13 protein-coding genes, 11 tRNA genes and 2 rRNA genes (1 of these 26 cut by a window edge) are annotated in these 26480 nt (G+C 51.4%); 23 read left to right on the top strand and 3 right to left on the bottom strand.

Going from position 1 to position 26480, the window contains the following annotated elements:
- The 20 genes from MHI43_RS28920 to glmS all read left to right on the top strand — a co-directional run.
- Positions 1-2450, top strand: a 23S ribosomal RNA gene (locus MHI43_RS28920); it begins 478 nt to the left of the window's first position.
- A gap of 67 nt (positions 2451-2517) precedes the next feature.
- Positions 2518-2634, top strand: a 5S ribosomal RNA gene (rrf, locus tag MHI43_RS28915).
- Positions 2635-2643: 9 nt separating this feature from the next.
- Positions 2644-2719: transfer RNA gene (locus tag MHI43_RS28910), tRNA-Asn, on the top strand.
- 3 nt (positions 2720-2722) lie between these two features.
- Positions 2723-2798 (top strand) — tRNA-Thr (locus MHI43_RS28905).
- Positions 2799-2835: 37 nt separating this feature from the next.
- A tRNA-Glu gene (locus MHI43_RS28900) sits at positions 2836-2910 on the top strand.
- Positions 2911-2953: 43 nt separating this feature from the next.
- Positions 2954-3029, top strand: a tRNA-Val gene (locus tag MHI43_RS28895).
- A 53-nt stretch (positions 3030-3082) separates the two neighbouring features.
- Positions 3083-3157: transfer RNA gene (locus MHI43_RS28890), tRNA-Gln, on the top strand.
- Between the two features lie 66 nt (positions 3158-3223).
- Positions 3224-3299: transfer RNA gene (locus MHI43_RS28885), tRNA-Lys, on the top strand.
- Positions 3300-3313: 14 nt separating this feature from the next.
- Positions 3314-3397, top strand: a tRNA-Leu gene (locus MHI43_RS28880).
- A gap of 5 nt (positions 3398-3402) precedes the next feature.
- Positions 3403-3477, top strand: a tRNA-Gly gene (locus tag MHI43_RS28875).
- 3 nt (positions 3478-3480) lie between these two features.
- Positions 3481-3557: transfer RNA gene (locus MHI43_RS28870), tRNA-Arg, on the top strand.
- Positions 3558-3577: 20 nt separating this feature from the next.
- A tRNA-Pro gene (locus MHI43_RS28865) sits at positions 3578-3651 on the top strand.
- A gap of 77 nt (positions 3652-3728) precedes the next feature.
- Positions 3729-3802: transfer RNA gene (locus tag MHI43_RS28860), tRNA-Gly, on the top strand.
- Between the two features lie 276 nt (positions 3803-4078).
- Positions 4079-6865 carry a phosphoenolpyruvate carboxylase gene (ppc, locus tag MHI43_RS28855; protein WP_015737611.1) on the top strand — a complete coding sequence of 929 codons (2787 nt, stop codon included), beginning with the start codon at positions 4079-4081 and terminating at the stop codon, positions 6863-6865.
- Between the two features lie 242 nt (positions 6866-7107).
- Positions 7108-7677, top strand: a complete 570-nt coding sequence (gene sigW / locus MHI43_RS28850) for an RNA polymerase sigma factor SigW (protein ID WP_009589526.1) — start codon at positions 7108-7110, stop codon at positions 7675-7677.
- 222 nt (positions 7678-7899) lie between these two features.
- Entirely contained in the window at positions 7900-8514 is a 615-nt protein-coding gene (locus MHI43_RS28845; protein WP_015737609.1) for a zf-HC2 domain-containing protein, read from the top strand.
- A gap of 313 nt (positions 8515-8827) precedes the next feature.
- Positions 8828-9661 carry a diadenylate cyclase CdaA gene (gene cdaA / locus MHI43_RS28840; protein WP_015737608.1) on the top strand — a complete coding sequence of 278 codons (834 nt, stop codon included), beginning with the start codon at positions 8828-8830 and terminating at the stop codon, positions 9659-9661.
- A complete protein-coding gene (locus MHI43_RS28835) occupies positions 9654-11138 on the top strand; it encodes a CdaR family protein (RefSeq protein ID WP_015737607.1) in 1485 nt (494 codons plus the stop codon). The genes cdaA and MHI43_RS28835 overlap by 8 nt, the downstream gene beginning before the upstream one ends.
- A 32-nt stretch (positions 11139-11170) precedes the next feature.
- The gene (gene glmM, locus MHI43_RS28830; protein ID WP_015737606.1) at positions 11171-12511 is read left to right on the top strand and encodes a phosphoglucosamine mutase; all 1341 of its coding nucleotides are present in this window, start codon (positions 11171-11173) and stop codon (positions 12509-12511) included.
- 736 nt (positions 12512-13247) lie between these two features.
- Complete coding sequence (gene glmS / locus MHI43_RS28825; RefSeq protein WP_009589530.1) at positions 13248-15080, top strand: glutamine--fructose-6-phosphate transaminase (isomerizing); 1833 nt, start codon at positions 13248-13250, stop codon at positions 15078-15080.
- A 169-nt stretch (positions 15081-15249) separates the two neighbouring features.
- On the opposite strand, the gene MHI43_RS28820 is transcribed toward glmS, so the two are convergent.
- The 3 genes from MHI43_RS28820 to MHI43_RS28810 form a co-directional block, all read right to left on the bottom strand.
- Positions 15250-17166, bottom strand: a complete 1917-nt coding sequence (locus tag MHI43_RS28820) for a hypothetical protein (protein ID WP_036663716.1) — start codon at positions 17164-17166, stop codon at positions 15250-15252.
- A 15-nt stretch (positions 17167-17181) separates the two neighbouring features.
- A complete protein-coding gene (locus MHI43_RS28815; RefSeq protein WP_341283191.1) occupies positions 17182-17967 on the bottom strand; it encodes a hypothetical protein in 786 nt (261 codons plus the stop codon).
- Between the two features lie 142 nt (positions 17968-18109).
- Positions 18110-18262, bottom strand: a complete 153-nt coding sequence (locus tag MHI43_RS28810; protein WP_009589533.1) for a hypothetical protein — start codon at positions 18260-18262, stop codon at positions 18110-18112.
- Between the two features lie 311 nt (positions 18263-18573).
- Here MHI43_RS28810 and MHI43_RS28805 point away from each other — a divergent pair, with 311 nt between their 5' ends.
- From MHI43_RS28805 to MHI43_RS28795, 3 genes are all read left to right on the top strand, one after another.
- Positions 18574-20361: a vWA domain-containing protein gene (locus MHI43_RS28805; protein WP_036663719.1), complete on the top strand. Its 1788-nt coding sequence runs from the start codon at positions 18574-18576 to the stop codon at positions 20359-20361.
- Positions 20362-20685: 324 nt separating this feature from the next.
- Complete coding sequence (locus tag MHI43_RS28800) at positions 20686-24075, top strand: tubulin-like doman-containing protein (protein ID WP_036663721.1); 3390 nt, start codon at positions 20686-20688, stop codon at positions 24073-24075.
- Between the two features lie 3 nt (positions 24076-24078).
- Positions 24079-26463, top strand: a complete 2385-nt coding sequence (locus MHI43_RS28795) for a hypothetical protein (protein WP_036663723.1) — start codon at positions 24079-24081, stop codon at positions 26461-26463.
- The last annotated feature ends 17 nt before the right edge of the window (positions 26464-26480 follow it).

Raw genomic sequence — 26480 nt, 5'->3', positions numbered from 1 at the left:
TACTCCCTAGCGACCGATAGTGAAGCAGTACCGTGAGGGAAAGGTGAAAAGCACCCCGGAAGGGGAGTGAAATAGAACCTGAAACCGTGTGCTTACAAGAAGTCAGAGCCCTATTTATGGGTGATGGCGTGCCTTTTGTAGAATGAACCGGCGAGTTACGTTCCCATGCAAGGTTAAGGCGAGAAGCCGTAGCCGCAGCGAAAGCGAGTCTGAATAGGGCGATTTAGTATGTGGGCGTAGACCCGAAACCGTGTGATCTACCCCTGTCCAGGGTGAAGGTGCGGTAACACGCACTGGAGGCCCGAACCCACGTATGTTGAAAAATGCGGGGATGAGGTGGGGGTAGCGGAGAAATTCCAATCGAACTCGGAGATAGCTGGTTCTCCCCGAAATAGCTTTAGGGCTAGCCTCGGAATGAAGAGTCGTGGAGGTAGAGCACTGATTGGGTGCGGGGCCCGCAAGGGTTACCAAGCTCAGTCAAACTCCGAATGCCATAGACTTATATCCGGGAGTCAGACAGTGAGTGCTAAGATCCATTGTCAAAAGGGAAACAGCCCAGACCATCAGCTAAGGTCCCCAAGTGTGTGTTAAGTGGGAAAGGATGTGGAGTTGCACAGACAACCAGGATGTTGGCTTAGAAGCAGCCACCATTTAAAGAGTGCGTAATAGCTCACTGGTCGAGTGACTCTGCGCCGAAAATGTAACGGGGCTAAACACACCACCGAAGCTATGGCTTGATGCTTTGCATCAGGGGTAGGGGAGCGTTGTATGTAGGTTGAAGGTGTACCGTAAGGAGCGCTGGACAGCATACAAGTGAGAATGCCGGTATGAGTAACGAAAAGATCAGTGAGAATCTGATCCGCCGAAAGCCCAAGGTTTCCTGAGGAAGGCTCGTCCGCTCAGGGTAAGTCGGGACCTAAGGTGAGGCCGAAAGGCGTAATCGAAGGACAACAGGTTGAAATTCCTGTACCACCGTAAACCGTTATGAACGATGGGGTGACGCAGGAGGGTAGTGACGCGGACTGATGGATGTCCGTCCAAGCAGTGAGGCTGATGTGTAGGCAAATCCGCACATCGTAAGGCTGGGCTGTGATGGGGAGTGAAAATTACAGTAGCGAAGGTCATGATCTCACACTGCCAAGAAAAGCCTCTAGTCAGGTGAAGGTGCCCGTACCGCAAACCGACACAGGTAGGCGAGAAGAGAATTCTAAGGCGCGCGGAAGAACTCTCGTTAAGGAACTCGGCAAAATGACCCCGTAACTTCGGGAGAAGGGGTGCCTCGGTAGGGTGAATAGCCCGAGGGGGCCGCAGTGAAAAGGCCCAAGCGACTGTTTAGCAAAAACACAGGTCTGTGCGAAGCCGTAAGGCGAAGTATACGGGCTGACGCCTGCCCGGTGCTGGAAGGTTAAGGGGAGCGGTTAGGGGTTAAACCCGAAGCTGTGAACCGAAGCCCCAGTAAACGGCGGCCGTAACTATAACGGTCCTAAGGTAGCGAAATTCCTTGTCAGGTAAATTCTGACCCGCACGAATGGCGTAACGACTTGGGCGCTGTCTCAACGAGAGATCCGGTGAAATTTTAATACCTGTGAAGATGCAGGTTACCCGCGACAAGACGGAAAGACCCCATGGAGCTTTACTGCAGCTTGATATTGGATTTGGGTACGATCTGTACAGGATAGGTGGGAGCCTAAGAAGCATGAGCGCCAGCTTGTGTGGAGGCGACGTTGGGATACCACCCTGATCGTATCTAGGTTCTAACCTGGTACCGTAATCCGGTACGGGGACAGTGTCAGGCGGGCAGTTTGACTGGGGCGGTCGCCTCCTAAAGAGTAACGGAGGCGCCCCAAGGTTCCCTCAGAATGGTTGGAAATCATTCGAAGAGTGCAAAGGCATAAGGGAGCTTGACTGCGAGACCTACAAGTCGAGCAGGGACGAAAGTCGGGCTTAGTGATCCGGTGGTACCGCATGGAAGGGCCATCGCTCAACGGATAAAAGCTACCCTGGGGATAACAGGCTTATCTCCCCCAAGAGTCCACATCGACGGGGAGGTTTGGCACCTCGATGTCGGCTCATCGCATCCTGGGGCTGAAGTAGGTCCCAAGGGTTGGGCTGTTCGCCCATTAAAGCGGTACGCGAGCTGGGTTCAGAACGTCGTGAGACAGTTCGGTCCCTATCTGTCGTGGGCGTAGGAAATTTGAGAGGAGCTGTCCTTAGTACGAGAGGACCGGGATGGACGTACCGCTGGTGCACCAGTTGTTCCGCCAGGAGCATGGCTGGGTAGCTACGTACGGACGGGATAAGCGCTGAAAGCATCTAAGCGTGAAGCCCCCCTCAAGATGAGATTTCCCAGTATGTAAGACCCCTTGAAGACGACGAGGTAGATAGGTTGGAGGTGGAAGTGCAGCAATGCATGGAGCTGACCAATACTAATCGGTCGAGGGCTTATCCAAAATATATTTCAATGTGCTGCAAATATCGTTTCGTATCTAGTTTTCAGGTGATCAAGCATCTGAACCGTTTGGTGGCGATGGCGGAAGGGTTCCACGCGTTCCCATACCGAACACGACCGTTAAGCCTTCCAGCGCCGATGGTACTTGGACCGAAGGGTCCCGGGAGAGTAGGACGTCGCCAAGCGGTACATATTCCCTGATAGCTCAGTTGGTAGAGCACTCGACTGTTAATCGAGTTGTCACAGGTTCGAGTCCTGTTCGGGGAGCCACTTGCTTCCATAGCTCAGTAGGTAGAGTGCATCCATGGTAAGGATGAGGTCACCGGTTCGATCCCGGTTGGAAGCTCCAGATTCGCTTTTGGTTTGGACATGCATCATGAAAATGTGGCCCGTTGGTCAAGGGGTTAAGACACCTCCCTTTCACGGAGGTAACAGGGGTTCGAATCCCCTACGGGTCACCACTATTTTATTGCATCAGGGGATGAGAATCCCATGAGTTTATACGGAGGCTTAGCTCAGCTGGGAGAGCATCTGCCTTACAAGCAGAGGGTCGGGGGTTCGATCCCCTCAGCCTCCACCATTTCATGCATGATTCTAACGAGAATCGGCAAGATAGAAGTAACTCAACGATTTTGGGGATTAGCCAAGCGGTAAGGCAACGGACTTTGACTCCGTCATGCATAGGTTCGAATCCTATATCCCCAGCCACTTTACTCCAAATAGTAAAGTTACGCTTTGAAGGTGATTCCGAGTATTTTCGGTGGCCTGAAATGCGAGCCATTAGCTCAGTTGGTAGAGCACCTGACTTTTAATCAGGGTGTCGAAGGTTCGAGTCCTTCATGGCTCACCATTGTTTCATCTTGTGCGCGTGTGGCGGAATTGGCAGACGCACTAGACTTAGGATCTAGCGTCTTTGACGTGGGGGTTCAAGTCCCTCCACGCGCACCATTAATGCGGACGTGGCTCAGCGGTAGAGCATCGCCTTGCCAAGGCGAGGGTCGCGGGTTCGATTCCCGTCGTCCGCTCCATTTGCGCCCTTAGCTCAGCTGGATAGAGCGTTTGACTACGAATCAAAAGGTCGGGAGTTCGAATCTCTCAGGGCGTGCCATTTTCAAAAAAGATTAATATCGGGATGTAGCTCAGCTTGGTAGAGCACCTGGTTTGGGACCAGGGGGTCGCATGTTCAAATCGTGTCATCCCGATTTGCTTAAGAATTGAGGCCCGGCAAAAGTAACCGGAATATGCTTTGAAGCATAACGTCACTTTTGTGGGTTGATATGCGGGTGTAGTTCAATGGTAGAACTCCAGCCTTCCAAGCTGGTAGCGTGGGTTCGATTCCCATCACCCGCTCCATACATAAGCAGGACATCACCGTGTGTGATGTTTTTTTTACATATTCATACGACTATCCTGCGAAGTGTTAATGCAATAAAGAATGCTTGTCGTATCAACGGTTTATAGGACTAATGTCCGTGGGCTATGGGTATAACATGACCATGAGTTTTGTCGATTTGGCTAATTTTTTCGCCTGAAAAATGCAGATTTTCATTCGCTTTTATTGTATGATGTTAGGAAGGCGTTACGTCCTATAGATAAACTGCTGAAACGGGTTGAGATGGGAGGAGTAGCATGACTGAACTTACAGTAACCGCAAAAAGCAATTCCAACAATCTGCTGCGGCGAGATGTACGGTTCCTTGGCAATATTCTTGGAGAAGTTCTTGTCCATCAAGGAGGCAATGAGCTTTTAGATATAGTTGAGAAAATTCGCGAAACGAGTAAATCGTTGCGATCCGTATTCTTGCCAGAATTGTTTGCAGATTTCAAAAGGATCATCAGCACGCTGGAACCCGACATTCGCCATCAGGTGATTCGCGCGTTTGCCATTTACTTTCAATTGGTTAACATCGCCGAACAGAATCATCGCATACGGCGTAAACGCGATTACGAGCGTTCCGCCGGGGAAAGTGTTCAACCAGGTTCCATCGAAAGTGCAGTCCAGGATTTGAAAGAGCGCAATATTACGTTTGAAGAAGTTCAAGAAATTCTCGAAAGTCTATCCCTTGAGCTGGTGATGACCGCTCATCCAACAGAAGCGATGCGTCGGGCTATTCTGGATATCCATAAACGGATAGCGGACGATGTGATGCAGCTGGACAATCCGACACTGACGTTCCGCGAACGGGAGCAGCTTCGGGAGAAACTACTGAATGAAGTGATTACGCTATGGCAAACCGATGAGCTTCGTGACCGTAAACCTACTGTTCTGGATGAAGTCAGAAACGGTATGTATTATTTTCACGAAACCCTGTTTCACATTCTGCCAGAGGTTTATCAAGAACTGGAGCGCTGCCTAACTAAATATTATCCGGGTCACCATTGGCACGTTCCAACCTATTTGCGTTTCGGTTCGTGGATCGGTGGCGATCGGGACGGAAATCCTTCAGTGACGGCGGACGTAACATGGAGAACGCTTGAAATGCAGCGGAAGCTGGCGATTCGTGAATACCAACGGATTTTGCGTGAATTCATGAAATACCTGAGCTTCAGCTCGTCAATCGTTAACGTTTCGGATGAATTGCTTCAATCCATTGAAAAAGACCGCGAGCATGTAACACTGAAGAAGATGGAAATTTGGCACAATGAGAAAGAGCCTTATCGTGTAAAACTGGTATATATGCTGGCTAAAATGAGTCACATTCTGGATGAGAACATGACGGGCGGCGAGCGTTATCAGACCCCTGAGGAATTCATCGAGGATTTGAAAATCATTGATCGAAGCCTGCGTTTCCATTTTGCTGACTATGTTGCAGACACCTATATTCAAAAGCTGATTCGCCAGGCGGAGTTGTTTGGTTTCCATACCGCAACGCTGGATATCAGACAGCATAGCCAAGAGCATGAGAATGCCATGGCCGAAATTCTGCGGAAAATGAACGTGACGCAGGACTACGCCCAATTGAGCGAAGACGAGAAGATCGAACTGCTCAATAACTTGCTTAACGATCCGCGTCCGTTGACTACGCCTTATCAGGAGTATAGCGACAGCACCGAGGAATGCCTCGAAGTATACCGTACCGTTTTCCGTGCGCAGCAGGAATTCGGCGTGAAATGCATCTCCAGTTATTTGATCAGTATGGCCGAGGGCGCAAGCGACATTCTGGAAGTTATGGTATTTGCCAAAGAAGTCGGGCTGTTCCGGAAGGATAACGACGGTTCCGTAATCGCTACGCTGCAGGCTGCTCCATTATTCGAGACGATTGACGATCTTCATGCCGCCCCGGATATCATGCGCAAGCTCTTCAGCCTGCCGATCTACCGTGAAGCGGTGAGCGCCATGAACGAACTGCAGGAGATCATGCTGGGCTACTCTGACAGCAACAAGGACGGCGGAGCCATTACGGCGAACTGGGAGCTCCAGGTAGCACTCAAAGAGATTACGGCCGTAGCCAATGAATTCGGCATCAAGGTAAAATACTTCCATGGACGCGGCGGATCGCTCGGACGCGGCGGTATGCCTCTGAACCGCAGCATTTTGGCTCAGCCGGCATCGACCATTGCAGGCGGCATCAAAATTACGGAGCAGGGCGAGGTTATTTCGTCCCGTTACTCCTTGAAGGGCATTGCCTACCGGAGTTTGGATCAGGCGACCTCAGCACTGATTACGGCTTCCCTGAATGCCCGTTACCCTGAAAAAGAATCGACCGAAAAAGAGTGGGAAGTGATTTCCTCCAGCATTTCGGCCGTTTCTCAGAAAAAATATCAGGATCTGATATTCCGCGATCCGGATTTCCTTACCTTCTTCAAGGAATCCACGCCGCTTCCTGAGGTGGGCGAGCTGAATATTGGTTCCCGGCCTTCCAAGCGCAAGAACAGCGACCGTTTCGAGGACCTGAGAGCCATTCCTTGGGTGTTTGCATGGACGCAGAGTCGTTACCTGCTTCCGGCATGGTACGCGGCTGGTACGGGCTTACAGAGCTTCTACCAAGGCAAGGAAGAGAATATGAAGGTACTTCAACAGATGTACACGAGCTATCCGTTCTTTACGTCCCTGATCGATACCCTTCAGATGGCACTTGCCAAGGCAGATCTGATCATCGCCAAGGAGTATTCCTTGATGACGAAGGATGATCAAGCACGCGAGCGCATCTTCGGTCTGATTCAGGAAGAATTCAAATTGACGAAAGAGCTGGTTCTTAAGATTACAGGACAACAGGATATTCTGGATAACCAGCCGGTTCTGCAGGAATCGATAAGACTCCGCAACCCTTACGTGGATCCGCTCAGCTATCTGCAGGTTCAACTGCTTAACGAGCTGCGTGAACTAAGGGAGCAGGAGCAGGATGATCCGGATCTGCTTCGGGAAGTACTGCTGACCATCAACGGCATTGCCGCCGGGCTTCGCAATACAGGCTGATCCCTGCAGAAGCTAAAGCTGTTTGAAAGGGATAGTATAAGGCGAGGTTCCCTAGAGGGACCTCGTTTTTTTCATCTATGCGCAGCTTGCGTCCTAATGATTAAAGTATCGGCTGCAGGTGAATTGTCTTTGATACACGAATGGGATTCTTTTTGAATTATTGTTGATTTTTAGAAACAGTTGAATTACGATTTGAATGATGCGTTTTTAGACGTTACCCATCAGACCATTCTGGGGGAATTATGGTGGACAATTTGGATGTAAGACTGGCAAAGCTGGCCCGAAAAGGGGACCAAAGGGCATTTGCCGAAATCGTAGAGCTTTATAAAGACAAGATTTTTCATTTGGCTTACCGGATGCTGAGCAACCGCCATGAGGCCGAGGATGTCGTACAAGAGACTTTTTTGCGTGTTTACAAGAACCTTGACCGATATGACGAGAACCAGAAGTTCTCAACTTGGATATACCGAATTGGCACGAATCTTAGCATTGATCGGCTGCGCAAGCGCAAGCCTTCTTTCTCGTTGGACGCCGACCTGAACGAAAGCGAAGGTATGGACGGCTACTCCCTGATCCCAAGCGATAATCGTACGCCTGAGAGCGAGATGCTGCTATCGGAAACGCAGCGCATTATCCATCAGGCCATTGACGGACTTCCTGCAAAGTACAAGACCATTATGATTTTAAGGTACATCCAGGATTTATCCCTGCAAGAGATCAGCGAGATTTTGGACCTGCCTGTAACAACGATCAAAACGCGCGTACATCGCGGACGCGAATTTTTGCGGAAAAAATTAGAGTACAAATTGTGAGGAAAAAACGCCTATCGCCGTTCTTTGAGGAAGAGAGACCGCGTTTAAGGGCGCTTTTTTTCTTGCGGAAATCAGAAAGTCAGTGCCCGTAATTTTTTTCTGATTTTCTTTTAAAAAAGTTGAAACATCCCCGATTCCGGCACGTATGAACAATAAGCAAGTCTTATGCCCCTAGGGGGGATAGACCCAGCAAAGAGATTGAATGAAAGGATTGGCTCACAAATGGATTGCAAATTAGCCGTCTCTTTGATGCATGATTATCTGGATAATGACTTGTCCGACCCGCAGCAGCTAGAATTGCAGAAGCATTTGCTGGATTGTGCTGACTGTCGGAATTACTTCGAGAAGCTGGAGCATACCGATATGCTTCTTTTTTCCTTAACTCATCATGCGACCAAGCCATCCGATGATTTAACGGAACGTATAATGGGCATGCTGCCGCAGCCCAAGAAACAAAAAGCTTGGGTCAAATGGGTTAAGAATCATCCTGCGATCACGGCTGCAGCTTTGTTTTTGGTCGTCATGCTCTTTAGCACGATCAGTTTCTGGAGTCAGGACACTCAGCTGGTTGTAAAGAGCGATGAATTCGAAAAGCTGGTGATTGAAGGGGATACGGTCATTATTCCACCGGATCAGATCATCACGGGAGATATTACGGTCGAGAACGGAAAGACTAAGGTTTACGGTCAGGTTAATGGCAATGTGACCGTTATCGACGGAGAATTATTTCAGGCTTCCACCGCGCATATAGCGGGTCAAGTGAAGGATATAGATAGAGCCATGGATTGGATATGGTATAAGATCTCCACTCTGTTTACAGATGCCGCTTACCGCTAGGTGAAAACCGCAATTACGAAGCAAAGGCGCCTCTTTTCAGTGAAAAGACGGCGCTTCTTTTGTTGATTTTATGCGGATTTGCATGGAAAGCGGAGGGAGTCCGCTTGCATCGGAAAGATTAACGTTATAACCTAGAGAGTGTAGAGTACATACTACATATATAGTCTCATGCGTTATTAAAGAGGATGTTCAAGAATCTCCGCGTGATTAGAAGGATGATGGAAAGCAGGCTCGGTTTCAAACCAGGGCGTTCATCTTCGAAGGAACCGGATTTTTTGGGCCCGCACTTAAAGGAAATGACGGGGGTTGCTGTATGGTGGAGTATTTCACAGATATGACCTGGGGTGAATCCATTAAAGATATCATCGATATCCTTATCGTTACTTATATAATATACCAGATGATTCTGCTCGTCCGCGGCACGCGGGCGGTCCAGCTGCTCAAAGGAATTTTGGTGCTGGTGGTCATCTGGGCGCTGAGCACCTGGTTTGATCTGTATACGCTCAAGTGGCTGATGAACCAGATCTTTACCTTTGGGGTGCTGGCGATTTTTATTATCTTCCAGCCTGAGCTCAGACGCGGTCTGGAGCAGCTCGGCCGAGGCAAGCTGTTCGGGCGGACCGCGGATATTGACGAGGAAACGAATAAGTTAATCAGCGAAACCATTAAGGCGGTTAATTATTTGTCGCGGCGCAAAATCGGGGCGCTGATCGTGTTTGAGCGGACGACAGGCCTAAATGAATACGTAGAATCGGGAATTCCGATGGGATCGGTGATCAGCTCGGAATTGTTCATCAACATTTTTATACCGAATACGCCTCTCCATGACGGAGCCGTCATAATTCAGAACGGCCAAATAGCGGCCGCAGGCTGTTATTTGCCGCTATCGGAGAATCCTTTCATCAGTAAGGAGCTGGGGACGCGGCACCGTGCAGCTATCGGAATCAGTGAAGTGGGGGATGCGATTTCGGTTGTCGTATCCGAGGAGACTGGGCAAGTATCGCTGGCCTTAAATGGACAAGTGGTTCGGGATATTAAGGAAGAGTCTCTGATATCGAAATTGTATGAGGAGCTCAGACCTGCCGCGTCCATCAAGGAGAAACGCACGTTCTTCTGGAAACGGAAGGGGGACGGCAGCAATGGATAAATGGATCAAGAACAACACGGCAAGCAAGCTCATTGCACTCGCTGTCAGCATTCTGTTATGGGCAATGGTTCATATGGACAGCGGAACGCCCGCACCGCCGACGACCTTTTATGATACCAAGATCATTGAAGGCGTTAAGATTCAAACCTATGGATTTGATGACGGCGAATATGTGCTAACCGGCATTGATCAAGATCGCGTGAATCTCGAGGTGCGGGGGAAGAAATCCAATATTTCGCTTTTGACCGACGAATATAAAGTAAAACTCGATCTGAGCAACGTCAAAGAACCTGGTACGCACACACTTCCCCTGACCTACTCCATCCCAAGCGGCGTGGAGATGGTATCGATGGAACCATCCGTTGTTACGGTGACCGTAGAGCCGAGAGTGTCGAAATCCGTGACGGTAAGTATTGGCACGAAGGGCGAGCCTGCTAAAGATTACCGGGCCGGAACGCCCGTGCTGATTGACCCAAGGCAAGTCACGGTTACCCTGCCGGAATCGTCGATGGCAAATTTAGGGCAGGTCAAAGGTAACGTGGAGCTTGATGGAGCCAAAGAGAAGATTACGGAGAAACGAGTCAAGCTAACAGCATATGATAAAGAAGGCGCCGAAATGGAGGATGCGGTCATTGAGCCTGCTACGGTAGCAGCTGAAGTACCGATTGAGCCTGCATTTGTCACCCTGCCGCTGGAGCTTCAATATACCGGAAGGCTGCCGGAAGGGTTTGTCTTATCCAAGGTAGAACAGAAGGTCAAAGAAGTGAAGCTGTTCGGCAGCAAAGAGGTACTGGCAGGAGCTGAGACCTATATCGAAGCCGCCATCAATCTGGGAGAAGTTAGAAATTCGGGAACAACAGTGCTTACGGCCGACTTGACGCCGCCTGAAGGTTTTGAGAAAATCGAGCCGAGCTCTGTAACGGTTGAAGTTACGGCTGTATCGCATGGAGAACGGGAGATTACCGGCATTCCGATCACGTTAAAAGGTGTCGCCTCCGGCCTGGATGCCGTCATTACGGATCCAAAGACGAAGACGATCTCCCTGACGCTCACCGGTGCGCCTGACTTGCTTAATAGTCTGGAGCCAACGGATATTGGGGTTGAAGCGAACGCGACCGGCTTGAAAGCCGGCGTTCATGAAATTCCGCTGCAGATTACGCTGCCTAATTTCATCAACCGCACGGACCAGGATCGCCCTGTGATAAAGATAGAGCTCAAGGATAATTCGAAACCCGTGACAACGAACCCGGGTACTTCGAACAACGAGGGAACCGACAAAGACAAGCCTGATGTACCGGGGACGGGAACGGGCACTGGAACTGGAACAGGGACGGGCAATGATCAAGGGGAGGATCCGGAGACGCCTCCCGCGAATGAGGGCACGGATAACTCCGGGTCAGGAGAAAACCCATCACATCCACCGGGAGACGGATCAAGCGATGGAACAACGGGCACAGAAACATCCAATGATGGATAATATCGAAGAGTAGATAAAGGAGTATATAAAACATGGGGAAATATTTTGGTACAGATGGAGTAAGAGGGGTTGCGAATCAAGAATTGACGGCGGAAATGGCTTACAGCATCGGCCGTTGCGGCGGCTATGTGCTTACGGGCGATAAAGAGAAGCCAACCGTTATCATCGGGATGGATACCCGGGTATCCGGCGCTATGCTGGAGTCGGCTCTGGTTGCAGGCCTGCTGTCCATTGGCGCACACGTCATTCGCCTTGGCGTCGTAAGTACGCCGGCGGTGGCTTATATTACAAGACTTTTGAAGGCTGATGCGGGCGTTATGATCTCGGCTTCGCATAACCCGGTGCAGGATAACGGCATCAAGTTCTTCGGTGGCGACGGCTTCAAGCTGTCGGATGAAACCGAGCTCAAGATTGAAGAGCTGATGGATGCGGAAACCGACAATCTGCCGCGACCGATCGGGGCTGATTTAGGTGAATTGCTGGTAGATAACGAATCTAAGTATAAATACCTGGAATATTTGAAAACGACGATCAGCAACCGGTTCGACGGCCTGAAAATCGTGCTGGACTGTGCAAACGGGGCTGCGTATGAGCTCGCTCCGAAACTGTTCCGTGAATTGGGTGCGGATGTGATCACCATCGGCGCTGAGCCGAATGGCCTGAATATCAATGATCACTGCGGATCGACTCACCCGGAGAAACTCGTTGAGGCCGTACTCCAGCATGGCGCTGACCTCGGACTGGCTTTTGACGGAGATGCGGATCGCCTGATTGCCATTGACGCTAAAGGCGAGGAAGTGGACGGCGATTTCATCCTGTGCATTTGCGGGGATGCCATGAACCGTGCCGGCAAGCTGAAGGAAGGTACGATCGTTTCGACCGTGATGAGCAACATCGGTTTCTATAAAGCATGCGACAGCCTGAAGCTGAAGACGGCAAAAACGGCAGTCGGCGACCGCTACGTCATGGAAGAAATGCGCCGCGGCGGATACAACCTGGGCGGCGAGCAGTCGGGACATGTCATTTTCCTGGACCACAACACCACAGGAGACGGCATTCTGACCGGGATTCAATTGGTGGATACGCTGGTAGCCTCCGGCAAGCCGCTGCATGAGCTAAAGAGCAGCATGCGTAAGTATCCGCAAGTACTCGTTAATGTCCGCGTTGGCGATAAGAGCAAGTACCAAGGCAATACCGTTATCGAGTCTGCGATTGCTGAAGTTGAAGGCATTCTGGGGGATAACGGTCGTGTCCTGGTGCGCCCATCGGGAACGGAATCCCTCATTCGCGTCATGGCGGAAGGCCCGGACAAAGATGAGCTTGACCGTTATGTAACACAGATTGCAGACGTGGTGAAGCGGGAATTGGCGTAAGACTAAGGGTGTATTTTTTAAGGAAAGCACACTAATTTCTGTCAGGGCCAGTGAACTATGAAGTTTCGGTTCACTGGCCCGCTGTTTTCCAGAATGCCGGTCGAATGAAAGCGCAACACCCCCTGTCCTGCCTGCAAAGAGGTGCTTGTTCGGCATCGCTTGCGAAAATAGGCCATTCGGTGTCATTCATGGGGTTCATCCTAGGTAGGGCTTGGCATTGTCAGGAACCAGCCGAGTTGCCAAAGTGATAGGGCATGAATATAATAAAGGATGTCATTCAAGATATAGAAAGCGAGGATCGTGAGGTTACTTCAAGCTTTATAAGCGCCAGAGCTTGTACCTGCGCGGGGATTGGTTATAGCCATGCTAAGGATAACCAAACGGCAGAACGCAAGTTGACGAGGTAGAGGTGTTCGGATTATTCGGCGGGGACCTCTCGGTTATGCATCAACCGTAAGCGGATAACGGAAAAGGAATGGGCGACCGTTCTTACAACGTATTCGCAGATGCGTATTCATCACTTATATACAAAACATGAATGTGCGATCTAGAACAGGGCAGCGCGGTGGAAGAAGAGTGCATTCATGTCTGTTCAACTAAACAGCCTAACAAATTGCTGAGTTTCTTGAACGTTGATAATTGAATAGATCATTCTTCTTTCCTGATGCCGCACAGATGCTGCCGTGTTCTATTTCCGCCTAACTATTATAGGGAAATCGAACGGAGGAATCATACAATGTGTGGTATTGTCGGATATATTGGAAATCAGAAAACGCAAGCGGTGTTGATCGAGGGATTGAGAAAGCTTGAGTATCGTGGATACGATTCAGCAGGGATTGCCGTCTTTACGAATGAAGGCCTGCGCGTTGCGAAGGCACAAGGACGTCTTGCCAATCTGGAGGAGCGACTGGAGTCTGCACCCCTGGTAGGGACCGCAGGTATCGGTCATACCCGCTGGGCAACCCATGGCCGTCCATCGGACGTGAATTCGCATCCGCATACGGACGAAAGCCAGAAGTTCTCCGTTGTTCATAACGGGATCGTTGAGAACTATCTGGAGCTGAAGGAAGAGCTGATCAGTCAAGGACACCAGTTTGCTTCCGAGACCGATACGGAAGTTATTTCCCATCTCATTGCGCGAGAATATGACGGAGATATCGTTAAGGCCGTGCAGAAGGCGATCTCTTACATGAGAGGCGCATTTGCCCTTGGCGTATTGACCGAGTATGAGCCGGATCGATTGGTGGCTGTGCGTCAAGCAAGCCCGCTTATTATCGGTCTTGGCGAAGGAGAGAACTTCATCGGTTCTGATATTCCGGCTATTTTGAAATATACGCGTAACGTTTATATTCTCAACGATGGAGAGATGGCCCTGCTGACGGCAGATGCTGTCGAATTAATGACCATTGAGGGGAACTTTATTTCTCGGGAAATGATTCGTGTCGACTGGGATGCCGTTACAGCGGAAAAAGGCGGATTCGATCACTTCATGCTGAAGGAGATCCACGAGCAGCCAAAAGCATACCGGGATACGATGCTGGGCCGTGTGGATGAGAGCGGACGTAAAGTCGTTCTGCCTGAGCTGAAGCTGACACAGGAACAGATCAAGAACATTCGCAATGTTCAGATCGTCGCATGCGGTACGGCTTACCATGCCGGGCTGGTGGGACGCAGCGTGATCGAAGAGATGGTGCGCATTCCGGTCGAAAATGACGTGGCGTCCGAGTACCGTTACCGCTCGCCGATCGTTACGCCGGAAACCCTTGTCATCGTTGTGAGCCAATCCGGCGAGACGGCAGATACCTTGGCTGCGCTTCGTGAAGCGCAAAGCCATGGCGCTCATGTTCTGGCCATCACGAACGTTGTGGGCAGCTCGATTGCCCGAGAAGCCAACGATGTGCTTGGCACCCTGGCTGGTCCGGAGATTGCCGTAGCCTCCACGAAGGCTTACACCTCGCAGTTGATTGCGTTCTATCTGTTTGGTCTGTACCTGGCTCAAGTGCGCGGTACGATGACAGAAGACGCCGTTGCTGAAGTGATTGCAGCAATGGAAGCACTGCCTGAACAGGTAGAGTCCATGCTGACCAACGCGGAATCGATCAAGGGATATGCCGAGCAGATTGCTGAGCATGAGAACCTGTTCTTCATCGGCCGTGGCCAAGACTACGCCGTAGCTCAGGAAGGCTCCCTCAAGCTGAAGGAGATCTCTTACATTCACTCCGAGGCTTATGCTGCCGGCGAACTGAAGCACGGTACGCTTGCCCTGATTGAAGAGGGAATTCCGGTCATTGCCTTGGCAACCCAAGAAACCGTACTTGAAAAAACGGTGAGCAATATCAAGGAAGTGAAGGCCCGCGGCGCGGAAGTGATGGCCATTACGCATGAAGAGCATGTGGCCGGACTGCTGAAATCCGTGGATCAAGCCTTTGCCATTCCGAAGACCTTGCCGATCTTGACGGCAGCTTTGTCTGTCGTACCGCTACAGCTGCTTGCCTACTACGCATCGCTTGCCCGTGGCAACGACGTGGATAAGCCGCGCAACCTGGCGAAGAGCGTGACGGTGGAGTAAGGCAGGAGCGGGCAATTAAGATCTGCTCTAGTTGTTCTGTTAATGAAATTTAGGATTCATCTCGCTTGAATTTATTAATGAAAAGGCTTCGCCCCTGGTGATTAGGGGCGAAGCCTTTTGTCATGTTAAGAAGGATTCAAGATATTAAAGTGATTAAAGATTCAGTAACTTACTCGATCGATTCCACCTGAATGACAGGCACCTTCGTGGTCTGACCGGATGCGGCGCTTTCGCTGCTTCCGCTAAGGTCTTGTTGAACATCATCCGGATTGATCTCCTCGGAAGTGACGGGATCGCTTGGATTCTCAGTTTCATCCAGATGATCTCCGTCAACATGTCCGGTCTCCGGCTCGGCAGGGTCCGGAGACGCAGGTGGTTGGCTGCTTACCGGGATCTCCCGCTGCTGATACTCGCCATGGAACGATCCGATTAACGTCGCGCTCCCCGCAGGGAAATCCAAGTCTCCCCTCAAGACGATATAGTATCCATCACGTTCGGCAATGACTTCGCCATAGCCGCCTTGCGGGATATGGACAGAGAAGCGTACTTTCTCATTCGGATAACCCTCGATATTAGCGATATCGATGTCGTTATATTGAACCTGATACCCAGTGAATCCGTATTGGTCTCCTTGACGCTCAAAGATGGCGATCTCGTCCGGACTGACTCCTTCCAGATTCGTGACCAGCAAAGATTTGTCCGGCAGCACCTGGTAGCCTTCGGCCGTAAATTGGAACAGCGGCGTCAGATTAGAATCTCTGGCTTCATAGGCTGAATAGAAAACCAAGTCGGTCCCCGCAGAGCCCTCCACAAGGATGACCGGATTCTTCTCGGTGCTAAGCGATTCCTCGACTGAAACCTCATGGATCGCGACATCGGACGGGTAATCGTGGTTTTGGAATAATTGCACCGTTTCATCGGCATTCAAGACCGCTAAGTAGATGATGCTCCCCTCGTCGACCCCTATGGCATATGCCAATCCTCCGAAACGAGTGCCGCCTCCGCTGACGTAGCTGAAGCTGCCTTTCAGACCGGCCATGTGGAACAAACGAATCGGATCGTGGATCGTCCAGGCCAATTCGGCAGCTTGCCGTTTACCGCTCATATCCTGGTACCCCGACAAGGCCACATAGAGTGCGACCGCTTCCTCGTAGTTCTGGCTTTGTACCATCCCATCGGCCGCTGCGACCCAGCGGTTGATCTCATTCTGAATATACGCCATGATCTCCGCGTTCTTCCGCTCGTTCCGTTCCAGGTACTTTCTGTAGCCTGAGGCGTGAGCTGCAAAAACGGCCGGTTGTTCCCGCTGCACATCCCTTTGCAGCATGGCATACACAAGTTCATCGGCCTTTCGATTCAACCAGGCAGCCGATATCGACCGGTTGGCATACTCGGAACCCATGGATTGCGACCAATTCAACAGGTCGGCATACTGCCCGGCCCCTGCCAGGCGGGTCAAAACCATCTCGTCGTATCGCTGGAACAGGCGGAGCAGCTTCTCATCCTTCTGTTTCTCGCTGCCGTAGAAAGAATCCGGAATGCGAAGTAGATTCCATTTAAAGCTGTTATCCTCGTACTGCTGCTCTTCAAGCAGCTCGTCGGCCCTGCGCGTAAACAAATCGATGAATTGCAGGAATGTCCGTTTCACATCATCGGGTATGCCATAGAACGCCGCAATTTCGTCGTAATACGAGGCGAGGGAGCCCTGTTGTTCCGAGAACTTCTTCTCCGTCTCAAGCAATTCGGCATATACGTTCATGAAGCCGGAGAAATCTCCGGCCTCCCCGACCTGGCTTAATCGATGATCAAGAGAGGAGAGACTTTCCTTCATGGACGTAATGGGCGCAAGCTCTTGCAGCCTTGAAGCAAGCAGATCTTCTTTATATAGAAGGGAACGGTTATTCCGGGCCTTCTGATACCACTCTTCTGCCTGAACGAGCTTTTTCTGGGCATACAACGACTCGGCTTGCGTCATCGCCTCGATTTTTTGATAGATGTGAATTCCCTTATACCCGATCAGCAGCAGAAGGACGATACATAAAAAAAGATACAAATTTCGCAGGGTTAGCGTGTTTTTCATCGTCATAACGGTATAGCCCCTCTAATCCCATTTTTGAAAATCAGGGTCCGAGCGGTAGTGTTCATTATAAATCGCCGATACCCGATCCCGCAGGCCGTTCCACGACAAGCCGGGATTGCGGCGCACGATCTGATACAGGCGGAGGAAGCGATACCTTGGCAATCCATCCGCATAGCGGCTAATGAAATCAGGAAACGTATCGATATATTTTTTCTTCCGTACCGCTGCTCCGACAGCGTCGATCATAATCTGCCTGCCATGCTCCATCCGTAAAATGTCAGCTTCATGATCGAGCAGGTAAGAAATGGCTTTGCTGTTGATCAGCTCGCGTTTAATTTTGGCGATTTCTCCGATATAGGCGGCCAGGTCCGGATCAAACTCGTCCAGAAGCAAGGGCTCGAGTTCAAGATCCATATCCTTGCGGAGGCTGAAGCTTTGCAGAAGGACGATCTGCTGCAGGCGAATCCGGTCATTCCGGACCAACGAAGCAATTTCCCTGACGATCTCAAAGCCTAGCTGAGCATCTTCCTTGATGGCGGCGGCGGCCGTCGCTTTGTTCAGATCGAGGCCTTCCAGAATCTGTTCTCGATGACTTCTTATAAGCTTGTCCAGCGCGTGCAGGGTCTCGGTATGCAGCATTCGCCGCTGGGTCAGCCATAACCATACGAGCAGGGCCAACATGCAGGCAAAGGCGATCGCGATCTGCAAGAAGGTCTGACCGAGAAGCACGGCGGAAAGTCCTATAATGTAGAAAAGAAGCCGATCGCTCTGCATGGACCGTTTGGCCATGCTCCCTGCAAGTTCCATAACGGGGACCAGGGTCTGGCGTTTACAGTGAGCGCAGCTGTCTTCCCAAAGAATCGTGAAATTGTGGCAATGTTTGCAAACCCTTAACTTTTGGTAGACATATCTCGTTTTAGAATAGGGACGAAGTTGTACCGGCTTTTTCTTATCCATGCTGTTCCCTCTTTGAGTTGGCCGCTTCAAGCAAAGTTTGCTGCAGCTGCTCCGGTGTCGGGGCGTTCTTCTTACGCTTGGAATAGGCCGTGATCTTGATGATGACAAAAAGAAACAAAATCCCGAGACATCCGTATGTAATCATATGTCGGTTCCTTTCGGTATCGAAATTGGTTCGAAAATGCGGGTGAGCCTTGTGTCCTAAGTCCGGGTGGCACGACTGATGATGTTGAACTTTGGCAGGTATAATTATATCATATGGACATAGTACTGGGATATTTTAGTGACTGGCATGGGATTTTCTATATAAACACACTAGGGAAATGGATATTTCGGTTATTATTTTAAGCTTCCTTTCATGTGATTTTAAGACTTTTTGCCTACAGTTAACTAGTGTCTGACTAACGAACCGAGACATCCGCCGATGCTCGACTAAATGGATGAAGGAGTAAATCTATGCATCGTAAAAATAAATGGCTGCTCTCTCTGATGGCAGCGGTGCTGCTGATCATGACCTGGAGCGGAGGAGCCTTGCCTAAGGCAGCGGCTGCCTCCCAAGGCTCCAACATCGATGCCGTACTGGTGATGGACGCCAGCAATTCGATGAAAAATAGCGATCCGGAGCGAATTAGCGGCGAAGCGATGAAGATGTTCATCGACATGCTGGCGACAACCGGCGACAAGGTCGGCATCGTTTCCTATACCGACCGGATTCAGCGGGAGAAAGCCTTGCTTGAAATTCAGTCGGAGGCGGACAAAACCGCACTGAAAGAATTTATCAATCAGCTGGATCGCGGACCGTACACCGATATGTCCGTCGGTCTCGATGAAGCCGTGAAGGTGCTGAAGCAGGGGATGGACCCGGCTCATGCGCCGATGATCGTTGTTTTGGCCGACGGTAACAATGATCTGGATCCGAATACGGGCAGGACGAGCAAGGAAGCGTCAGAGCAGTTGAACCAAGCCGTCAAGGAGGCCAAGGGAAGCGGTATTCCGATTTATACGATCGGACTCAATGCCGACGGGAAGCTGAACAAAGAAACGTTGGCTGAACTGGCCAACCAAACGGGGGGCAAATCCTTTACGACGAGTTCGGCGGATGACCTTCCGCAAATATTAAGCGAGATTTTTGCCAGCCACCAGCAGCTCAAGATCGTTCCGGTACAGTCGATTACCGGCAACGGAAGCTATCAGGAGGTTACGGTCCGCGTGCCGAATGCCAACGTATTGGAAGCGAACATTTCCATTATGTCCTCCAGCCCCGTGGACGTGAAGCTGGTTGATCCCGCCGGTGCTGAGCAGAGCATCCCTTCGGCTAGCGTACTGCGCTCCACGTCCAATTCCTATTCGCTGCTCAAGCTGCTGAAGCCGCAGCAAGGCGACTGGAAGCTGCAGGTGAAGGGTGTATCGAAGGACAAAATCGACATCAACCTTGTGTTCAACTACGACCTGGAGCTGGCTATGGATCCTCCGCCATCTTCCAATGTAAAGGCAGGGGATACGATTGACATTAACGCGTACCTCGTCAGCAATGGACAGAAGCTGCAGGACCAAGAACAGTACGGCAATATGACGGCCAAGCTGTTGATCAAGGACCTGGACACCGGGGACGAGTCGGAGGTCGAACTAGAGAACAAAGAAGGCAGCTTTGTAGGGGATTACAAGATTCCGCAGAAGCATGACTACGAGCTGAGGGTACGTGCGGAGGAGCAGAGCTTCTACCGTGAAAGCCCGCCTGTGAAGATTAGCGCGAAGGCGGCAGCCTCCGGCTCCGGCAATGGCGGGAAGGAGATGACCGCGGGCGAGGATGCGAAACCTTTTCCATTATGGCCCGTAATCATTGGCATCGCGGCGCTGCTCATTGTTGGAGCGGCAGCTTATTTCATTCTCGGCGCGATAAAGAAAGCGAATAAGGGCTTTGTCGGCCAAATCGTGATTGAGATCAGGGATGAGAACACCGGGGAGAAGACGTCCCCGCAATACAAGAAGCTGACTTCCTTCAAAGGGAAGTTCAATCTGCATCAGCTTCTGCAGCTTGCTCCGGAGCTCAAGGAAACGGAGAAAATCCTGTTCATGCCGGGCAAGAACGACCGCATCATACTTAAGAACCTTTCTTCAGCCGTCATCGAGAAGTCCGGACGGGCTCTGGATGCAACGAACGGGACGGAGCTGAAGAACGGAGACCGGCTGAGAGTTTCCCTTCAGCAGGCGGACAAAACGATATTATTTGAATATTTGGCTTAAAGTGCGAGTTCAAAAAGTCGGATTTTCAGCACCGAGAAGGTTGGATGAAGCTAGGGAGTGAGGAGCGGAGCGTACGTTTTGGGTACGTGAGCACCGGAAGTCCCGGCAGAATTCAAGATTCGATGCCGAGCTGCTTCCTGATTCACTTCGTGTTAGATATAGGATTTATAAGTTATCAACGGAGTTGATGAAATTCTATGTCGCAAGAAAACCTACTTCCGAATCGCGGTCGCTCAGCCTTGAATTGACCTCGATGGGTTTTCTTATCAAAAGCGGACTTTTTGAACAACCTCTTAAAGCCATGACCTATCAGGAGGGGAAGTTATGAAACCGGTAGTTAGAGAACATATACAACAGCTTGACGTTTCACTCGGAGGCGGCATTGTCAGCGAGAAAATACGGGTGGATACCATCGACAATCCGATCCTCATCATCGGACTTGGAGGGACGGGGATCGATGCGCTGCTGCGCTTGAAATATCAGATTAACCGCCGTTTCAAGCTGCCTGAGGATCCGTTGTCCAAGAAAAGAATGGACAAGCCGGATAACGTGGAGTTTCTGGCTTTTGAGACCAACGAACAGGATAAGAATAAGCGCTACAAGGGGATCGGATTGGATCCGATCAATGAATTCGTGCTTCTCTCCAATGCCGAGATCGGAGGCCTTCTCCAGAACCGCAGCATCCTGGAGCCTTACATTACGGATTGGCTGTCGCCCGAGCTGAGCATTACCGACGGCATGAACGGGGCCGCAGGCGTACGCCAGGCGGGCCGCTTGCTCCTGTTCACGAAGATTACCCAAGTGGTGCAGGCGATCGACAAGAAGATCAAAACACTGTCGGTCGGCACGAACAAAAAGCTGATGGTCTTCCTGCTGACGGGGCTCTCCGGCGGTACGGGCAGCGGCTGCTTCTTGGACATCGCCTATATCGTCCGCGGCATTATCGAACGCGATCACGGCTCTGCCGGCATCGACCGCGTGAACACGCTCGGCTATCTGTTTACGCCGGATATCAATCTGGCGAACAAAAGCTTGAGCGAGCACACGCGCGAGTACATCAAGAAGAACGGTTATGCCGCGCTCAAAGAGCTGGACTACTGGATGAACGTGGATGCCAGAGGCGAACGGTTCAAGCAGCAGTACGGCAACATTCTGAACGTGAATTCTCCGCTGCCTCCATTTAATCTATGTCATCTGATATCCGCTACGAATACGGAAGGCAAGCTGCTGGAGAATGCCTACGATTACTGCATGAACGTTACCGCGGAGAACATCACGAACTTCATGGCCAGCGAGGAAAAACAGTCCGGCGAAGAATTTGCGATCCATGACTATATCAGCAACATCCGCACCAATATTGCGCAGATGAACAAGGCGTATCCTGCCAATTACGACTACAACATCATCGGCGCATCTTCGGCCGTGCTGCCGATCGAAGAGATGACGACTTATCTGGCATACCGCGTCTTCGGCAAAATGCAAACCATGTTCGAGAAAGCGCCGAGCCAGGAGGACGTCGAGAAATTTGCGAGCAAGCTGGGCATCGATCTGGACTCAATGACCAAGAACTTCGAATCCCGCGTACCGGAGCCGCTGCCCGGATACCAGAACAGCGAGCGGCTCAGCTACGCGAACGTGGTGAAAAACCAGGTCATTAATATGGACACGGAGCTGGAACAGAATTTTCTGGCCAGAGCCCGCGAGGAATACATCAAAGCGAAGAAACAGCTGCCGGGCGAGATCGTGGCTCAGTTCAGCGATCAAATCCGCCGGATGTTCCTGCATCCGCAGCAAGGACCGTTTTACGTATCGCGGTTGATCTATACGGAGAAGGGCTTTAGCCTGCTGAAGATGCTGCTGTCCTACATCGAAGCGCTGCGGGAGAATCTGACCCGCATACCGCGGGACATCGAGTCGGCCAGAGAACAGGCGATCGATCGTCTGGGCGATGCAAAGAGTGCTTTTGTCTCGAAGGACAAGAAGAAAAACATCTATATCGAAGCCAAAATCAACGAATATTGGCTGGAAGCCGATGTGGAACGCACCGAGCAGATGATTGAATTTTACGAGGATTTATACGATCTGCTGAACCAGGAGAACAACCGGATTTATAGCGTATATACGGAGATTCTGAATGCGCTGAATTCGATTTTCGCCAAGAACGGCGACATTCTCGTGAACGGGGAAGAACAGCAGGATCATAAAGGGAACAAGACGTATTACTGGAACCTGGTGAGCGTGCCCGACATTTCCGACGTCATCAACAAAATCATGGATCAGAAGGATGTGGACGATCTCATCCGCGATTTCGCCCAAGAGCTGCTGAGTCATGCCAATCGTTGGACCCGGGAGCAGGAGATCGATGTCGTCCGTTCCATTTCGGAGTTTCTTACCGATAAATTCGGCGATCTGATCACCCGTTCGATGGAGGATTTCCTGGTCATGAAATTCGGTCAGGAGGATTCCATCGAAAAATTCGTAGAGCGCAGTATCGCCAGCAAGCTGGATGACGAAGCCGTGCCGGTCTTCCATCTGAGCAACAGCGCAGGCAATCTGTACTTCCCTTCCTGGGGCTTCGTGTCCGTGCCGGTACAGGCACCGAGCATTCTGAAGGGGATTCGCAATTATCAGAACAATTCGGTCGGGAAATCCCATTTCACCGTGAAGGAAAGCGAAGTGAAGAACCGGATCTTCTGGCTGAACACGAAGAACGGCGTGCCGCTGTTCGTCTACACGCCGCTGAAGGTTTATGAGGAAAGCTACGAACGCACGATCATGGACAAGGAAGGCGTTGGACGCCACTTGGTGCAGACGGACCGTAACAATTGGACGTACCTGCCGTCGCCGATTCCCGAAAAATCCTGGGGGGATACCTACGTCAACCCGCGGGTTCAGGAGTACAATGCCCGGGTTCGGTCCGAATTCAACCAAGCGCTTGAGTATAAGGTCGTCATCCAGAAGGACGTTGACCAGAATACGAGCAGCCGCTATGCGGTCGTGTTTACGAAGCCGTTTGACCTGAATGAGCTGCTTCGCGCTTATGATCTGCAGCTCGATAGTCCCAAGCCTAACCTTGGCGAGGTCAAGCGGGCATGGACCGAGCTGAAGCGATTGATGAACGAGGGGCTGGAGCGGGCAGGCTCAAAGGATATTTTCAACAGCATCAACGAGGAAATGGCCAAGGAGAATTTGATCCGTTCGCCGGAAATGATCCGCATCGTGCGGGAAGAGCTGAAGAAATATGCTGCCATCGCGGCCAAAATCACGGAATTCGAGCTCTTGATCAGCGACAATCAGAATGAAGAGAAGTGGCTTGATCAATTCATCGAGGCGTTGTACACCGGGACGATCACCAAGAAGGGTGCGCTCTTCGTTTATGATCGCGATCCGGAGGAAGATTCCTGGGAGCCGTTTGCCAACCTGCTGAAAAGCGTGAACGACGTAGAGTATGAAGTCTACAAGCACTTCCGTCAGCTGGACGAGAAAAGCCGCAGCACCCTGCTTCGCAAATCCTCCCGCCGCGATCAGGAGCTGACCGCTTCCGAGGATATTACGCCGCTGCTCACGAAGCTGGAAGAATTGGCCGAACGGTTCCTGGAAACGCGCGACCGGCTGGAATACGAGAAGGTGGAGCTTGCGGACGGCGAAGAGCGATACCAGTTCTACAGACAGGTATCTTCGAAATTAAATGACATCCGAAGAAGGTTGAAATAGACGATGAGGGAGATTCTTCGCCAGTATGCTGCCGGCTATGCCAAGTCGGAAGAGCAGCTTACCTTGATGGAGGATGATCAGAGCAGCATCCACTATCCGGAGGTATACTTGTTCATTGGCGACAAGACAGCGTCCGCCATCGAACCGATCATGGAAATTCAGGACCGCAAATGGGATAACAGCGCCAGCGTCGTTTATTTTCATGTAGGCACGGACCGGAGCGAGGGACGAGAGCCCCAAGGCCCCGGACTCTCGGGTCGGCTTCACAGGTACCACCTGCAGCTGCCGGTGTCAGACGCCGCATCCAAATCGATGCGGAAGGAGCTGTACCGGAGCTTCTATCAGAACCCGCATTATCTGTCCGGGTTGAATCAAGCGATTCGGAAGTTAAGCCACCATATTTCAGACTTTGGACGCAGCTATGCTTCGTTTGACCGGGTTCATCTGTCTGTCATTACACGGGTCGATGACCCGTTTAATGTATTTATCCCGGAAATTTCATTGCTGGCCGAATCCATATTCCAGCAGTCGTTCAAGTCGGTGCAAATGGATTTGTATGCGCTCATTAATGAAAGGGAGCAGATTGAATCATACGGTTATGCGAGCTCCGTAGGCGTTGCGTTTCTGCGGGAACTGGAGCTGATGCAGAGCAGGGAATACAGCTTCTCCGCGCCGCTGCAGGTAACGGAGGACGGGCTGACGATTCCGGTCGTCCACCCGGCATCCCCATTGTTTGATCTCGTCTATGTGCTGTCCGACAAGAATGAACGCGGCATCTCGGGTTACGCCGGCATGCAGGATATCTACGATATCATCTGCCACCTGGGCCTGCTCAAGAACCGGAAGCAGAAGGATGAGACCTATGACGGAATCCGAGGCATTTACAACAATACGTCATTCAAAAGCAATATCATGACCGAATCCGGTCGCCAAGGCTTTGTCTCCGCCGGCTTTGCCCGGGTGAAGAGGCCCAATGAGCCGATTGCGCTAACGGTCCTTTACCATCTGTGCCGCGGACTGCTGCTTCGCATGAAGAACAGGCCGGAGCCGGAGGTTCATGAATGCCTGGCCTATTTCGGTCTCGACACGGAGGCCGTAACGGCAAGAGCGGACCGGATGCTGCCGGCCCCCGAGCATCTGGACGGACTGAAAGGCATGATGTCGCATCCCGTCAGTTATGCCGGGCTGAAGCGAATGAATATTCGCGAGGCGGAAGAGGCGCTCTTCGGAGATGGCTGCCGGCAGTTTTTTCGCGACAATTACGAGCTGGCGGCCCGAAAGAGACTGAGCGATATGAGCATCGCAGAAGAACTGCATGATGCGCTGCGCCGCTCTTTGGCGACTCACCCGCAAATCGGTTGTTATCAGATTGCAGCGTGGACGAGCGATAAGGCCGGAGCGGGCATTGTGCTTGAAGCGGTTCGATCCCGAATCCGGGATCTCGGCAGCTTGCTTAAGACCGAGCAGGACGAACTAAACCGCTATTATGAGGAAAGCGTCGAAAGCCAGCCGTTTAAGAAGCTTCCTTTTCGGGATAAACAGAATATGCGCCATTTCATTCGATATTTCGTGGGCGAGGTCTATCGGCGCAAATATGAGCTGCTGCAGCTGGAAACGGAGCTTGAGCTCTACAGGCTGTATGAGACGGAGCTTGAACGTATTCACCGTCAGTACAAACAGCAGGCGGGCATGCTGGATCAGCTGGAGGCGGAGCTGCTGGAGGCGGCCCGTTCCAGCATCCGTGCCGCAGACGATTATATCGGCCAGAACCTGATGGAGTATTACGGCCTCGTGACGGAGGAGCTGATGCTGGAGCTGGAGAGCAAGCGCGGCGAAGGCGTGTTCTTCGAGGAACGGTATGTCGGCAATCTCTCCATCGTTACGCATGAAGGGATCGAACCGATCCTGTCGAACATGATCCGGGTCTGTCTGAGGGATTTATTGACGGCAGAGCCGTTCGTGCAGACCTTCGAGGAAGAACTGTTGCGGCGGGCGAACGTCACCATCGACTACAATAACAAGCAGGTGCTGGCCAAGGAAGACCTGTTTAAGGTGTTATACCGGATGCTGGAGGAGAACTCCGTTACGCTGGTCAGGCTGCTTGATTATACGCAGGAGCATCGATATGAGGAAAAATATTTCTTCGGCGATGCCGACAGCGAATTCGTCCGCTATGCGATCCATGCCGATGAAGCTTTACGGGTGTACAAGCTGGGCATCGTGCACGAGAAGCGCTCCAGCGGGGTCGAGAAGCTGAACCTGATGGGAGGTTTCCATCTGGAGGATCTGATGTATTACCGGAATGGCAGAACCTACTACGAGACCTACACGGCAAATGGTTATGAATTTCATGGCATGGAACCGGCGCAGCTTCCCGAGCCGCGTTAGCGTTCTTAGATTCTGAT

Origin of the sequence: Paenibacillus sp. FSL H8-0457 (assembly GCF_038051935.1) — a bacterium.
Taxonomy (GTDB): Bacteria; Bacillota; Bacilli; order Paenibacillales; family Paenibacillaceae; genus Paenibacillus_AQ; species Paenibacillus_AQ lautus_A.
Note: the sequence above shows the minus strand (reverse complement) of the source record. Positions and strands in the feature narration are given on the sequence as shown.

What these genes read in the sequence shown, in the direction of transcription:
- MHI43_RS28820 (WP_036663716.1), bottom strand. Translation starts at nt 17,166, where the DNA reads ATGACGATGAAAAACACGCTAACCCTGCGAAATTTGTATCTTTTTTTA.
- ppc (WP_015737611.1), top strand. Translation starts at nt 4,079, where the DNA reads ATGACTGAACTTACAGTAACCGCAAAAAGCAATTCCAACAATCTGCTG.
- MHI43_RS28800 (WP_036663721.1), top strand. Translation starts at nt 20,686, where the DNA reads ATGAAACCGGTAGTTAGAGAACATATACAACAGCTTGACGTTTCACTC.
- MHI43_RS28835 (WP_015737607.1), top strand. Translation starts at nt 9,654, where the DNA reads ATGGATAAATGGATCAAGAACAACACGGCAAGCAAGCTCATTGCACTC.
- cdaA (WP_015737608.1), top strand. Translation starts at nt 8,828, where the DNA reads ATGGTGGAGTATTTCACAGATATGACCTGGGGTGAATCCATTAAAGAT.
- MHI43_RS28810 (WP_009589533.1), bottom strand. Translation starts at nt 18,262, where the DNA reads ATGATTACATACGGATGTCTCGGGATTTTGTTTCTTTTTGTCATCATC.
- MHI43_RS28795 (WP_036663723.1), top strand. Translation starts at nt 24,079, where the DNA reads ATGAGGGAGATTCTTCGCCAGTATGCTGCCGGCTATGCCAAGTCGGAA.
- MHI43_RS28815 (WP_341283191.1), bottom strand. Translation starts at nt 17,967, where the DNA reads ATGGAACTTGCAGGGAGCATGGCCAAACGGTCCATGCAGAGCGATCGG.
- glmS (WP_009589530.1), top strand. Translation starts at nt 13,248, where the DNA reads ATGTGTGGTATTGTCGGATATATTGGAAATCAGAAAACGCAAGCGGTG.
- glmM (WP_015737606.1), top strand. Translation starts at nt 11,171, where the DNA reads ATGGGGAAATATTTTGGTACAGATGGAGTAAGAGGGGTTGCGAATCAA.
- MHI43_RS28805 (WP_036663719.1), top strand. Translation starts at nt 18,574, where the DNA reads ATGCATCGTAAAAATAAATGGCTGCTCTCTCTGATGGCAGCGGTGCTG.
- MHI43_RS28845 (WP_015737609.1), top strand. Translation starts at nt 7,900, where the DNA reads ATGGATTGCAAATTAGCCGTCTCTTTGATGCATGATTATCTGGATAAT.
- sigW (WP_009589526.1), top strand. Translation starts at nt 7,108, where the DNA reads ATGGTGGACAATTTGGATGTAAGACTGGCAAAGCTGGCCCGAAAAGGG.